This is a genomic window from Vreelandella salicampi, assembly GCF_013415105.1.
In the GTDB taxonomy this organism is placed as follows: domain Bacteria; phylum Pseudomonadota; class Gammaproteobacteria; order Pseudomonadales; family Halomonadaceae; genus Vreelandella; species Vreelandella salicampi.
The window spans coordinates 81405-93988 of the sequence record NZ_JACCDF010000005.1 but is presented as its reverse complement, the minus strand read 5'-3'; the positions used below and the strand labels follow the sequence as shown (position 1 = coordinate 93988).

13 protein-coding genes are annotated in these 12584 nt (G+C 57.3%); 5 read left to right on the top strand and 8 right to left on the bottom strand.

Annotated features, from left to right (window positions below):
* Nucleotides 1–5: 5 nt before the first annotated feature.
* Complete coding sequence (locus HZS81_RS07650; protein WP_179929966.1) at nt 6–254, bottom strand: SlyX family protein; 249 nt, start codon at nt 252–254, stop codon at nt 6–8.
* 135 nt (nt 255–389) lie between these two features.
* Here HZS81_RS07650 and HZS81_RS18025 point away from each other — a divergent pair, with 135 nt between their 5' ends.
* Nucleotides 390–941, top strand: coding sequence for a cold-shock protein (locus tag HZS81_RS18025; protein ID WP_241697419.1), 552 nt, complete (start codon nt 390–392; stop codon nt 939–941).
* An 87-nt stretch (nt 942–1028) separates the two neighbouring features.
* Here the strand turns inward: HZS81_RS18025 and HZS81_RS07640 are convergent, their stop codons facing one another.
* From HZS81_RS07640 to map, 7 genes are all read right to left on the bottom strand, one after another.
* Nucleotides 1029–1415, bottom strand: a complete 387-nt coding sequence (locus HZS81_RS07640) for a hypothetical protein (RefSeq protein WP_179929965.1) — start codon at nt 1413–1415, stop codon at nt 1029–1031.
* On the bottom strand, nt 1415–2599 hold the full coding sequence (gene dapE / locus HZS81_RS07635; RefSeq protein ID WP_179929964.1) for a succinyl-diaminopimelate desuccinylase: 1185 nt from the start codon (nt 2597–2599) through the stop codon (nt 1415–1417). Before dapE ends, HZS81_RS07640 begins: the two co-directional genes overlap by 1 nt.
* Nucleotides 2586–3611 carry a 2,3,4,5-tetrahydropyridine-2,6-dicarboxylate N-succinyltransferase gene (gene dapD, locus HZS81_RS07630; RefSeq protein ID WP_179929963.1) on the bottom strand — a complete coding sequence of 342 codons (1026 nt, stop codon included), beginning with the start codon at nt 3609–3611 and terminating at the stop codon, nt 2586–2588. Before dapD ends, dapE begins: the two co-directional genes overlap by 14 nt.
* 37 nt (nt 3612–3648) lie before the next feature.
* On the bottom strand, nt 3649–3987 hold the full coding sequence (locus HZS81_RS07625) for a Spx/MgsR family RNA polymerase-binding regulatory protein (RefSeq protein ID WP_179929962.1): 339 nt from the start codon (nt 3985–3987) through the stop codon (nt 3649–3651).
* A gap of 107 nt (nt 3988–4094) precedes the next feature.
* A complete protein-coding gene (gene dapC, locus HZS81_RS07620; RefSeq protein WP_179929961.1) occupies nt 4095–5291 on the bottom strand; it encodes a succinyldiaminopimelate transaminase in 1197 nt (398 codons plus the stop codon).
* 92 nt (nt 5292–5383) lie between these two features.
* Nucleotides 5384–8059: a [protein-PII] uridylyltransferase gene (locus tag HZS81_RS07615; RefSeq protein ID WP_179929960.1), complete on the bottom strand. Its 2676-nt coding sequence runs from the start codon at nt 8057–8059 to the stop codon at nt 5384–5386.
* 34 nt (nt 8060–8093) lie between these two features.
* Nucleotides 8094–8885, bottom strand: a complete 792-nt coding sequence (gene map, locus HZS81_RS07610) for a type I methionyl aminopeptidase (protein WP_179929959.1) — start codon at nt 8883–8885, stop codon at nt 8094–8096.
* Between the two features lie 344 nt (nt 8886–9229).
* Between map and rpsB the strand changes: the two genes are divergently transcribed.
* The 4 genes from rpsB (at nt 9230) to frr (ending at nt 12517) form a co-directional block, all read left to right on the top strand.
* Complete coding sequence (gene rpsB, locus HZS81_RS07605; protein WP_179929958.1) at nt 9230–9979, top strand: 30S ribosomal protein S2; 750 nt, start codon at nt 9230–9232, stop codon at nt 9977–9979.
* 127 nt (nt 9980–10106) lie between these two features.
* On the top strand, nt 10107–10976 hold the full coding sequence (gene tsf / locus HZS81_RS07600; protein WP_179929957.1) for a translation elongation factor Ts: 870 nt from the start codon (nt 10107–10109) through the stop codon (nt 10974–10976).
* Between the two features lie 196 nt (nt 10977–11172).
* A complete protein-coding gene (gene pyrH, locus HZS81_RS07595) occupies nt 11173–11958 on the top strand; it encodes a UMP kinase (protein ID WP_179929956.1) in 786 nt (261 codons plus the stop codon).
* Between the two features lies 1 nt (nt 11959).
* The gene (gene frr / locus HZS81_RS07590; protein WP_179929955.1) at nt 11960–12517 is read left to right on the top strand and encodes a ribosome recycling factor; all 558 of its coding nucleotides are present in this window, start codon (nt 11960–11962) and stop codon (nt 12515–12517) included.
* Nucleotides 12518–12584 lie beyond the last annotated feature (67 nt).

The window sequence follows — 12584 nt, the reverse complement described above, 5'->3', positions numbered from 1 at the left end:
GTGATTCAATAGTGCGGCGGCACGTCGTCTTCGGGGCGGGGTGTCGCCGTGCTGTCGCTGTTAGATAGACTTTGATGCTGGTCGCGCAGACGCTCTCGCATCAAGGCGCTTATGTGTTCGAGCTTTTCCAAACGGCGCTCTTGCTGGGCAACTGCATGGTCTAACGTATCCAGCCAGTGCTCTTGGTAAGCGAGGCGAGTTTCTAACGTTTCAAGACGTTGGTATAGCTCGGCGGACGATAATGCTTGAGTCATGGTAACATTGCATCCTTGTAAGTGTGTGAACGGTATACACATGTAAAGTAGGGCCGCTGCGTATTGGCAGCGGACGGTAGGACGACGTATTGTCCTGTTTCTGTTACCCATACAACAAGAGAGCTTTTTGTATCCATGAACCCGAAAGTTGTAGTTCGTTGCATCTTAATCAGTCTTTTACTTGCCGCCCCCGCGCCGTTGCTTTTGGCGGGAATCGTTCATCTATTCAACGCACCACTAGTAGAGCTTTTAATGACGGAGCTTGCCATCAGCGGTATCGCCGGCACTTATTTTGCCGCGGCGTTTGGTGGTTTTATTCTTCTTTGTGTCGGCACATTGGCAGCGGCGGGGCTTGCGCCACCTGTGGTGGTAACGCCTGAAGTCGCACGCACGAAGCAAGCGCCGCGCCAGCCAGCGGCCTCAGCCCCAGAGGAACACGACTGGGATGAGGAAGAAGATATCATCGACCCCAACGATGGCCGCGAAGAGGGCGAAGTGAAGTGGTTTAATACCAATAAAGGCTACGGCTTTATTACCCGTGATAACGGCGAAGATGTGTTTGTACACTTCCGCGCCATCCGTGGCCGTGGGCCGCGTATGTTAACGGAAGGGCAGATCGTACGTTACTACGTGATCAAAAATGAGCGTGGTTTACAGGCGGATGATGTCAGCATTATCGTCGAGTAGACGCGCGAATAGTACAACCCGCTAGTGCATTTCACTCAACCCCGCCTATGTGGGGTTGAGTGCGTTTGGACGTTACAAAAGTGAGGATTACTGCCCTGAATCGGGCCAGTTGATAGCACGTTCTTCACCGCCGGGTAATACTTGCCAAAAGCGGTCAGGGTCGTCGCCTGGGCTCCAGCCGCCAAGTGAGCAGCGAACCTCGGTTTGCAGCGCTTCAGCGGCATGCTGGGCGGCTTCTTGGTCGGTATACCACGGCGTATGATGGCTATCCATCCATAGGCTGGCAAAGCCGTCGGCGGCTTTTTCGACCAGCAGTACCGGTACATGCTGGCCATTATAGTGGCCTTGGGTGCGCCATTTGCCTTTGCCCGCAGGCACGAGTGGCGGCGCATCGAGCACCTGTGCCAGCCAAGCGTTGAGCGCGTCATGGGGCGTATGTGCCAGGTAGATTTCAATATCCGGGTAATGCTCCATTAGCCGTGCTCCCTGGTGTTACCGGTACCGTCGACAAACAGCGCCTTGAGCGTTGCCTCGTAGATGCGGCTCAAGTCATCCAGGTCTGCCGCGCGGATGCGCTCGTTGACCTTGTGAATCGTGTCGTTAAGCGGCCCGAGTTCCACCACTTGTGCGCCGAGGGTGGCGATAAAGCGCCCGTCAGAGGTGCCGCCGGAGGTGGAAAGCGCCGGGCGCTTGCCGGTAACCGCCTCAACGCCCTGAATGGCTGCATCGACAAGTGCGCCTTCAGCGGTCAAAAACGGCTCGCCGTTCAGTGTCCAGTCTAGGTCGTACTCGAGACCGTGCGCGTCCAAAATCGCGTGGGTGCGCGCCTTCAGCTCGTCATGGGTGACCTCGGTGGAGAAGCGTAAGTTAAACACCACTTCCACCTCACCAGGAATCACATTGGTCGCCCCGGTGCCTGCGCGGAAATTGGAGACTTGGAAGCTGGTAGCGGGGAAAAATGCGTTACCGTGATCCCAGTGCTCGTTGGCGAGCGCATCGAGCGCTGGCATCGCCTGATGAATTGGGTTGCGGGCCAAGTGCGGGTAGGCCACATGCCCTTGCACGCCTTTGATATGTAGCACCCCACCTAGCGAACCACGTCGGCCGTTTTTGATCACATCCCCTAGCCGTGTTGTCGACGAGGGCTCGCCGACGATGCAGTAATCCAACCGGTCGTGGGATTCGCGCAAGTGCTCGACCACCGCACGGGTGCCATCGATGGCAGGCCCTTCTTCGTCGGAGGTGATCAAAAACGCAATACGGCCATCGTGGTCGGGGTGGGCGGCGACGAAGCGTTCTACCGCCGTCACCATGGCCGCGAGGCTGCCTTTCATATCCGAGGCGCCGCGCCCGCACAGCATGCCATGCTCATCGATACACGGCTCAAACGGCGGATACTCCCAGCGCGTGGGCGGGCCGCTGGGAACAACGTCGGTGTGGCCGGCAAAAGCGAGCACCGGGCCGTGATGACCGCGCACCGCCCAGAAGTTGTCCACGTCGCCAAACGGGAGCCGCTCGACGTGAAAATCGAGCGCTGCTAAGCGCTCGATCATGACATCTTGGCAGCCTTCGTCGTCCGGCGTCACCGATGCGCGGCTGAGCAGGTTAAAGGCAAGCTGCAGCGTCGGCGATAGTGCCTTGGCCTCAGTTATGGGCATGCAGCGCCTCGTTTAGCGCAACGGCGCTCTTATTGGTCAGGCATTCGATGCGACCGTTTTGCGAGTTGCGGCGCAGCAGTAAGTCGTCCTGGCCGGCAAGCTCGCGTGCGGCGACGGTATCGACTTCTTGATTCTTCTCGTCAAGCAGCGTGACCTTGGCGCCAGCAGTAATATATAGGCCCGCTTCGACCGTGCAGCGATCGCCCAGCGGAATGCCGATACCGGCATTGGCACCAATCAAGCAGCCGTCGCCGACTTTGATGACAATATTGCCGCCGCCGGAAAGCGTGCCCATGGTGGAGCAGCCGCCGCCTAGATCCGAGCCTTTACCTACCATGACGCCAGCGGAGATACGCCCTTCGATCATGCCCGGGCCTTCGGTGCCGGCATTGAAGTTAACGAAGCCTTCATGCATGACGGTCGTGCCTTCGCCAAGATAAGCGCCTAAGCGCACGCGGGAAGTGTCGCCGATGCGGATGCCTTGAGGCACCACGTAATCGGTCATCTTGGGGAACTTGTCCACACAATCGACCGATAGCGCACGACCGGCCAGGCGCGCTTTCAGGCGACGGGTGGGCAGCTCTTCAATATCGATGGCGCCTTCATTGGTCCAGGCGATATTGCGCAACAGGCCGAACATGCCGGTGAGGTCCAGCCCGTGTGGCTTGACCAAACGGTGCGAGAGCAAGTGTAGTTTGAGATAGACTTCCGGAGCGGTTTGCGGCGGCTGGTCGCTTTCCATAAACATCGCCACTAACGGGCGTGTGCTTGTCGCCAATGATTCGGCAAGCTCGGCCTGTGCCGCGTGGCCGGCCGCTTCTAGCGCTTTTGCTAGGCGTGTGCAGTCTTCGGGCAAGAAGCTGATAGCGGCGTTGCCGTGTGGCACGTCAAGCACCTCTTTAGCGGCGTTTACCAGGCTCTCATCGGGGTTTAAGAGTGGCGCCGGGTAATAGATCTCCAGCCAGTCGCCTTGGGTGTTTTGTGTACCGATTCCAAGCGCAAAGCTCAGCATAGTTGCGTTCCTTTGAGTCAATGTTCAATTAAGTGTTTCAGAGTTTGTCGTAATCGCCGTCTTTGTACCCGACAAGAATGGTGTCGTCGTCAAGTTCCAGCAGAGGGCGCTTTAAAAGCGTTGGGTGTTTCAACAGCAGTTGGCGGCCGGAATTAGCGTCAAAATCTTTCTCTTCATCGGAAAGCTCGCGCCAGGTTTTGCTGCGCTTATTGATCGCCTCGACCAGTGGGACGCGGTGCAGGATGTGCTCTAAAAGCGGCGCCGAAAGCCCGTCTTTTCGGAGGTCGTGAGTCTTGAAGAGCAGGCTTTTTTCATCCAGTGCCTTACGCGCTTTGCGGCAGGTATCGCAGTTATCGATCATGTAAAGCGTGAGCATATGACCTCCTTTTCTCTATTAAGACAGACCTTGATTAAGACGGTTCTTGTTTCAGACGGATCAAGGTGAAAGCGGGATTGGGTCCGGATCGACTGTGATTGGTCAGCTTAGCCGCTTTCAATTAGCCGGCGAATCCGCTGGGCGGCTTCAAGCGTCGGGGCAAGCTCCGCTACCAAGGCTAAGCGAAGCCGCCCAGCGCCGGGGTTCACGCCGTTTGCGCCGGGGCGCCCCATTAGGCTACCCGGCAAAACACTGACGTGCGCCTGCTCGAACAGGCGCTGGGTGAACGCGATATCGTCACCGCCGGGAACCGCAGGCCAGAGGTAAAAACTCGCTTCGGGTGTGGGGAAATCCATCACCGGGGCGAGCTCCTGTGTCACGGCGGCGAATTTGTCCCGGTAGGCGTCGCGGTTGACGCGCACGTGGCTTTCGTTCTGCCAGGCGGCAATAGAGGCATGCTGCAGAGGCAACGACATCGCGCAGCCGTGGTAGGTGCGGTAACGCTTGAACGGGGCGATCAGCGCCGCGTCGCCAGCGACAAAGCCAGAGCGCAGCCCCGGCAGGTTGGAGCGCTTTGAGAGCGAATGAAACACCAGGCAGCGGCGGTAGTCGTGGCGATTGAGCTCGGCGCAGGCTTGTAAAAGCCCGGGCGGCGGATTGCTTTCATCCAAGTAGAGCTCGGAGTAGCACTCGTCGGAGGCGATGATGAAGTCAAACTCATCGGCCAGGGCAATCAGCTGTTTGAAGTCTGAAAGCGGCGTCACTGCCCCGGTGGGGTTGCCCGGCGAGCAGATGAACACCATTTGGACGTCGCGCCAGGTATCCGCCGATACCGCGGAAAAGTCGGGGCGAAAGCCGTTCTCTGTGGTGCAGTCAAGGTACAGTGGTTCGCCGCCAGCGAGTAGCGCCGCGCCTTCATATATCTGATAGAAGGGGTTGGGCACGGCGACCTTCGCTGCCCGGGTACGGTCGAGTGCGGCCTGTACGAAAGCAAAAATGGCCTCACGCGTGCCATTGACCGGGAGCACCTGAGTCTCTGGGTCAAGCCCTTTCAGGGAGAAGCGCTCCGTCGCCCAATCGGCGATGGTTTGACGCAGCAAAGGCAACCCCGCAGTGGCAGGGTAGCGGGCGAACTCGGCCTGATGGGCATGCAGCGCGTCGAGCGCAGCGGCAAAAGGGGCGTGCTGCGGCTCGCCGATAGTCAGCGGGATATGGGCGAGATCCGTCGGCGCTGTGAGCGCTGCTTTTAGCGCGGCCAGCTTTTCGAACGGGTAGGGGTGCAAGGCGTCAAGGTCGGGGTTCATTAGCATCCAGAGTGCGTGTCCAGGGTGCCTGTGCGGCATCATTGTCGGCGTTTGGCTAGCCGATTATAGGCAAGCCCTGAGGCGGGCTCAAATTAGACGCTTAATTCATCCGTCAAACGATCGCGTAGCTGTTGCTGGCGATCCGGATCGGTCAGTGGCTCACCGGCTTTGGTGGTGATGAAAAAGACGTCTTCTACCCGTTCACCTAGGGTGGCGATTTTAGCCGCCGAGAGGGCGATGCCTTGCTCCATAAAAATGCGCCCGACGCGAGCCAAAAGGCCGGGCCGGTCCGGAGCGCTGAGTTCCAGCATGGTGCGATCATTGGCCGGATCCTGTTCGATCAGCACTTCGGTGGGCACCTTAAAGTGCTTAAGTTGGCGCGGCGTGTGGCGGGAGACGATATCGGGATAGTCGTCGGGGTCATCGAGCTCTTCCACCAGATGGCGGCGCATCTCTTCGATGTGTTCCGGGTCGCAAATGGCCTGACCTTGGTTGTCGAGCACGATAAAGGTGTTGAGCGTCCAATTGTTGTGAGACGTCGCGATGCGCGCATCGTGAATCGAAAGTCCTAGCTGCTCCATGGCTGCGGCGGTGGCAGCGAAGAGATCATCCACCGAGCGAGTGTGGATAAACACCTTGGTGCCGCCTTCCGTCATGCCCGCTGTGGGAACGCTGATCAACACCAACGGCTGGTGTGTGTCTTTGTGGGCCATGATGCCTTGGGTTTGCCAGGCAATTTCGCTGGGTGCGTATTGCAGGAAGTAGTCTTCGCCGAGCGAATCCCACAGTGGGTCGATGTGTTCGGCGTCAATGCCGATGGTTTGCAGAAGCGAACGGGCTTCCATGCGCGTTTCGCGCACCCAGTCATCACGATCAGGCGGATTTTTTAACCCGCGGCGTAACGCGCGCTTGGTTTCGGAGTGGAGTTGGCGCAACAGTGACGCACGCCAGCCATTCCACAGCGTGGGGTTGGTGGCGTTGATGTCGGCGACCGTGAGCACGTAAAGGTAATCCAAACGTGTTTCGCTGCGCACGGCGAGAGCGAAATCACGAATCACGTCGGGGTCGGTGATATCGCGCTTTTGTGCCGTCATCGACATCAAAAGGTGCTGCTCGACCAGCCAGCTCACCAGGTTGGTGTCGTGGGTAGACACGCGGTGGCGTTTGCAGAAATGCGTGACGTCTTCTGCCCCGATCAGGGAGTGATCGCCGCCGCGGCCTTTGCCGACATCGTGAAAGAGCCCGGCAATCCAGAGAAGGTCGAGCTTGGGTAGCTGCGGCATGATGGCGGCGGCGACCGGAAATTCTTCTTTGGCCTCCGGTTTGCGGAAGCCGTGGAGGAACTTGAGCAGCCGCAGGGTGTGGGCGTCCACGGTGTAAATATGGAACAGGTCGTGCTGCATCAGCCCCACGGCGCGGCCAAATTCGGGCAGATATTTGCCTAAAATGCCGTAGCGGTTCATCCGCCGCAGCTGGCGCGGCACGTTGCCGGCGGAGCGCAATAGCGCCATAAAAAATCGCTGGTGCAGTGGGTCTTCGCGGTAATGATCGTCGATCTGGTGGCGATGATCGCGAATCAGGCGAATGGTATCGGCGCGCACGCCTTCTATCTCAGGGTGTTGCGCCATGAGTAGGAAAAGCTCCAGCATTGCTGAGGGCTTGTCGCGGAAAAGTGTCCGTGAGCGCACCTGAATATAGCCGCCCTTGGTCTCAAAGCGGTCGTTGAGCTTCACTGTTTCCAGGGATTCTTGGCGGCGCAGGATCACTTCGTCAAAGTGCTGCAGTAGCATGTCGTTGAGCTGCGCAAGGGCGGTCACATGGCGGTAGTAGCGCTTCATGAACTGCTCGACTGCCAGCCGCTCCGGGGTATCGCGAAAGCCGAACAGCTCGGCGATAGTGCGCTGGTGGTCAAATTGCAGCCGGTCTTCGGCGCGGCCGGTGAGCATATGTAAGGCGTAGCGTACTTGCCATAGAAATGCCTGACCCTGGCTTAAAATGCGCAGCTCAGCGTCGTTCATAAAACCTTTGGCGACGATGTCAGTGTATTGCTCGGTGCCGAAGTGGCGCTTGGCGACCCAGCCAATCATCTGGATATCACGTAAGCCCCCAGGGGAGCTTTTGAGGTTCGGCTCTAAGTGATACTCGGAGTTGTTGTAGCGGTAGTGGCGGGCGATTTGCTCTTGCCACTTGGCCTCAAAAAAGCGATCCGCCGGCCACAGTCGCTCGGGGCTAAGCCGCTCACGCATGGCGCCACGCAGGCGCTCAGGCCCCACGATTAAACGCGATTCCAACAGGTTGGTGATCACCGTGACGTCGGCACCGGCCTCGCGTTCGCAGTCATTGAGCGAGCGCACGCTGTGGCCGATTTCAAGGCCAATATCCCACAAAAAGGTAATAAACGCTGTGAGCGGTTCGCGGTAGGGCGTGTCGTCGTCGTGCTCCAAGAGTAGCAGCAGGTCGATATCCGAGTGCGGGTGCAGCTCGCCACGGCCATAGCCGCCCACGGCGACGAGGGCGACGCCATCATCGGGCCACTCATGCTGCGACCACGCCATTGCCAGCAGTTGGTCAAGGTACCAAGCGCGTCCGCGCACCAGGTCGCGAATGTCTGCGCCGGCACGGAATTTCTCGTCAAGCCCCGCCTGCAAATCCCGCAGTGCCGCTTTAAACGGGACGACCGGCGAGCGAGAGCCGGCCAATTCGTCGCGAAAAACGCCGAGATCAAGGAGTGTCGTATCCGGCTCGAATCGGTAGTGGTGAAGTAGCATGGGTCGCCTGGAGGTTGTGCGTTCGGTGAATGCGTTAGGCGTTGAGAAAGCTGAAATCTTCATCGCTGCGCGCGGTGAGCACTTCTACGCCATCGTCGGTGACCAGCAAAGTATGCTCCCACTGGGCAGAGAGGCTGCGGTCCTTGGTGACCGCCGTCCAGCCGTCGCGCAGTACTTTGGTTTTGTAGCCACCGACATTGATCATGGGCTCGATGGTAAAGCACATGCCGGCTTTCAGGGTAATGTCGGCATCAGCGGCATAGCCGTCGTAGTGCAAAAACTGCGGCTCTTCGTGAAAGTCAGCGCCAATGCCGTGGCCACAGAAATCGCGCACTACCGAGTAGCCGTGAGCTTCCGCATGGCGTTGAATCTCACGCGCCAGCTCCGAAAGGCGCACGCCTGGCTTTGTGCTCGCGATGCTTTTATACAAGCACTCTTGGGTCACGCGGCTTAAGCGTTCGCCCTGAATGGTGTCACCCAGCACAAACATGACGCTGGAATCACCGTGGTAACCGTCGGCGGTTTTGACCGTGATATCCAAGTTCATGATGTCGCCGTTTTTGAGTTTTTTGCCGTCATCGGGAATACCGTGGCACACCACATGGTTGATGGAGGTGCAGGTCGCTTTGGGGAAGCCATGGTAGTTCAGCGGTGCCGGGGTCGAGCCGAGCTCTTTGACAATGTAGTCGTGGCAGCGGCGGTCGATCTCGCCGGTGGTAACGCCCGCTTCAACGTAGGGGGTGATCATCTCAATGACGCTGGCGGCTTGGCGGCCAGCTTCGCGCATTTTTTCGATTTCAGCGGGGGTCTTGATGGGAACGTTCATGAGCACTCGTTGCCTTGGAAATGGGTCAGCCGTTGCGCCAGTATAAAGGGTTGGCATCAATAACGGGAAAGTGGTGATGGCTTCATCTTGGCGGCAATCTATGGTATAAAGCCGCGCGCTTTCCTGCAATCGCCCAGCCATTTTTGCTTGAGGTTGATGGAAAGGCACAAAGGCATAGCGCAATGGTGCGCGATGCTGCTAACAGAAAGCCTTAAATCACACATGCACCGTCACATGGTCCCGGGTGCCTTTGAACGCAACGTCTGAGTTTAGGTCAAACGTCGTGTCTCTGGTCGGATCCATGGGGTGTGTGGAGGCCTAACCCGAGTTTCAGGAGTTTTACCATGGCACACGTTAATATGCGTGATCTGCTCAAAGCAGGCGCTCACTTCGGTCACCAAACCAAGTACTGGAACCCGAAGATGAGCAAGTTCATCTTTGGTGCGCGCAACAAAATCCATATCATCAACCTTGAGCACACGCTGCCGGCGCTGAATGAAGCGATCGACGTGGTTGAGAAAATGGCGGCTTCCAACAACAAGATTCTGTTTGTTGGTACCAAACGTAGCGCAAGCAAAATCATTAAAGAAGAAGCGAATCGCGTTAACCAGCACTTCGTTAACCATCGCTGGTTGGGCGGCATGCTGACCAACTTCAAAACGATTCGCCAGTCCATCAAGCGTCTGCGTGATATCGAAGCCATGCGTGAAGATGGCACGTTCGAGAAGCTGACCAAGAAAGAAGTTCTGATGGCGACCCGCGAGCAGGACAAGCTTGAGCGCTCCATCGGCGGTATCAAAAACATGGGCGGCCTGCCGGACGCACTGTTCGTTATCGACGTCGACCACGAGCGTATCGCGATCAACGAAGCCAACAAGCTGGGTATTCCGGTTATCGGTGTTGTCGATACCAACTCGAACCCAGACGGCGTTGACTACGTTATCCCGGGTAACGATGACTCTATCCGCGCGATTCAGATTTACGTGAAGGCCATCGCGGATGCCTGCGCCCGCGCTAAAGAAGGTCGTCCGGACGAGTTTGTTGAAGTCGCCGAAGACGCCGCCGATACCGAAAGCAGCGCTGCTGCCGAGTAATAGGCCGCATAAGATGGGGATGAATATACCCCATCGCGTTAGGAGGGGGCCTTATGCCCCCTTTTTTCCCGCTTTGGCGGGCCTTATCTCCAATTTCTAGACTTATTTAGATCAGAGGTGAATCCTTATGGCAGCTATCAGCGCCTCTCAGGTAAAGGAACTGCGCGAACGCACCGGTCTTGGCATGATGGAGTGCAAAAAAGCACTCACCGAAGTTGACGGTGATATCGAAGTCGCGATCGAAAACCTGCGCAAGAATTCTGGCCTTAAAGCCGCGAAAAAAGCCGGTCGTACCGCTGCAGAAGGTGCCGTGGTAACGCGCGTTTCCGAAAGCGGTGACTACGGCGTCATGGTTGAGATTAACTCCGAGACCGATTTCGTTGCTCGCGATGACAACTTCATAGCGTTCACTGACAAAATCGCGGATGCCTTCTTTGCAGCGAAAAACGAAGATGTCGCCGCGGTAATGGAAGGCGATCTGGAAACCGCTCGCGAACAGCTTGTGCAAAAAATCGGTGAAAACATCGGCGTGCGCCGTGCCGTCGTCATCGAGGCGGGTGAAGGTAACCTGGTCGGTGAGTATGTTCACGGTGGCCGTATTGGCGTTCTGACCGTACTTAAAGGCGGTACGTCTCAAGCCGCAAAAGACGTCGCCATGCACGTTGCTGCGATCAATCCGACGGTCGCCCGTCCGGATGAAATGCCGCAAGAGAAGCTGGACGAGGAAAAAGCGATCATTCTGGCTCAGCCGGACATGGCCGGTAAGCCGGAGCAGATTGCCGAGAAAATGGTTCAAGGCCGCTTGAAGAAGTACCTGGCCGAGAATAGCCTCACCGAACAGCCGTTCGTTAAAGACCCGAACCAAACCGTGGCTGAGTACGTGAAAGCCGCCGGTGGTGAAGTGCTTGGCTTTACGCGCTTTGAAGTCGGCGAAGGCATCGAGAAAGAAGAAGTCGATTTTGCTAAAGAAGTCATGGAACAGGCTGGCCGCAGCTAAGGTCATAGGTTCCAAGCAAGTGGGCGTGCGCGTAAGCGCACGCCTTTGCGTATCCGGCTCTTGTGCTTACTTAGCGTGCGCTAACGTGGTTTGCGCTAACGCTTAAAAGGTGAGCGCAGGAGCCACCCGCCAATTCGGCGTAGGTCTGCCTTGTTGTTAAAGCCTTACGTGTGGTTAAAGCTTTAGGAGAGATGCCATGTCCCGCGATGCTGATGAGCCCCTTGCCTCGGTTTCCCCTAGCAAAAAAACGGAGGGTTCGAAGTCAAAGTCGAAGTATAAACGTATTTTGCTCAAGCTTTCGGGCGAAGCCCTGATGGGCGAGCACGATTTTGGTATCGACCCGGCTGTACTGGATCGAATGGCATTAGAGATTGGCCAGCTAGTCGGCATCGGTGTTCAAGTGGGGCTAGTCATCGGCGGCGGCAACCTGTTCCGCGGTGCTGCGCTTAATGAAGCGGGCATGGACCGCGTGACCGGCGACCATATGGGGATGCTGGCGACAGTAATGAACGCGCTAGCGATGCGCGATGCGCTCGAACGCTCTAATATTCGCTCGCGAGTGATGTCGGCGATTCCCATGAGTGGCGTGGTGGAGCACTATGATCGCCGCACGGCGATTCGCTATTTGACCTCGGGTGACGTCGTGCTCTTCTCTGCCGGTACCGGCAACCCGTTTTTCACCACCGACTCCGCCGCCTGTCTACGGGGTATCGAAGTGGATGTCGATGTCGTGATCAAAGCCACTAAAGTCGACGGCGTTTATAATAAAGACCCGGTGAAGCACGCTGATGCGGTGAAGTACGAGCAACTCTCCTACGACGATGCGTTGGACCAAAAGCTCGGTGTGATGGATTTGACCGCTATCTGCCTGGTACGTGACCATGGCATGCCAGTGCGGGTATTTGACATGAATAAGCCTGGTGCCCTGCTGAACCTGGTCGTTGGGGGCAAGGAAGGCACGCTGATTGATAGAGGGGAATAACGTGATTAAAGAGATTAAGAAAGACGCGCAGGCACGCATGAAGAAAAGCGTTGACGCGCTGCATACCAACTTCAACAAAATTCGCACTGGGCGCGCGCACCCGAGCATTCTCGATGCCGTGACAGTGGACTACTACGGTGGCCAAGTGCCGCTTAGCCAAGTGGCCTCTATCAACGTAGAAGACGCTCGCACGCTGACCATCTCTCCCTGGGAGCAAGGCATGGTGCCGAAAATCGAAAAGGCAATCATGACCTCGGATCTAGGCCTCAACCCGGCAAGCGCCGGTACCGTCATTCGCGTACCGATGCCGATGCTGACTGAAGAAACGCGCAAAGGTTACATCAAGCAAGCGCGTAGTGAAGCCGAGCACGCCCGCGTGGCCGTGCGTAATGTGCGCCGTGACGCCAATGGCGATTTCAAGTCGTTGCTGAAAGACAAAGAGATCACCGAAGACGATCAACGCCAAGGTGAGGAAGAAATTCAAAAGCTTACCGATCAATACGTCGCTGAAATCGATAAAGCATTAGCGGCCAAAGAGCAGGACTTGATGCAGGTGTGATATTGACACCTTAGTCACGGGCAGCGCTGCTGCCCGTTCGGCTTCTTGCCGGTCAGATGAATGATCT

Bases quoted from the DNA above. Each gene is read 5' to 3' on its own strand.
- HZS81_RS18025 (WP_241697419.1), top strand. From the start codon at position 390: ATGAACCCGAAAGTTGTAGTTCGTTGCATCTTAATCAGTCTTTTACTT.
- HZS81_RS07650 (WP_179929966.1), bottom strand. From the start codon at position 254: ATGACTCAAGCATTATCGTCCGCCGAGCTATACCAACGTCTTGAAACG.
- dapC (WP_179929961.1), bottom strand. From the start codon at position 5,291: ATGAACCCCGACCTTGACGCCTTGCACCCCTACCCGTTCGAAAAGCTG.
- map (WP_179929959.1), bottom strand. From the start codon at position 8,885: ATGAACGTTCCCATCAAGACCCCCGCTGAAATCGAAAAAATGCGCGAA.
- pyrH (WP_179929956.1), top strand. From the start codon at position 11,173: ATGTCCCGCGATGCTGATGAGCCCCTTGCCTCGGTTTCCCCTAGCAAA.
- HZS81_RS07615 (WP_179929960.1), bottom strand. From the start codon at position 8,059: ATGCTACTTCACCACTACCGATTCGAGCCGGATACGACACTCCTTGAT.
- HZS81_RS07640 (WP_179929965.1), bottom strand. From the start codon at position 1,415: ATGGAGCATTACCCGGATATTGAAATCTACCTGGCACATACGCCCCAT.
- HZS81_RS07625 (WP_179929962.1), bottom strand. From the start codon at position 3,987: ATGCTCACGCTTTACATGATCGATAACTGCGATACCTGCCGCAAAGCG.
- tsf (WP_179929957.1), top strand. From the start codon at position 10,107: ATGGCAGCTATCAGCGCCTCTCAGGTAAAGGAACTGCGCGAACGCACC.
- rpsB (WP_179929958.1), top strand. From the start codon at position 9,230: ATGGCACACGTTAATATGCGTGATCTGCTCAAAGCAGGCGCTCACTTC.
- dapE (WP_179929964.1), bottom strand. From the start codon at position 2,599: ATGCCCATAACTGAGGCCAAGGCACTATCGCCGACGCTGCAGCTTGCC.
- dapD (WP_179929963.1), bottom strand. From the start codon at position 3,611: ATGCTGAGCTTTGCGCTTGGAATCGGTACACAAAACACCCAAGGCGAC.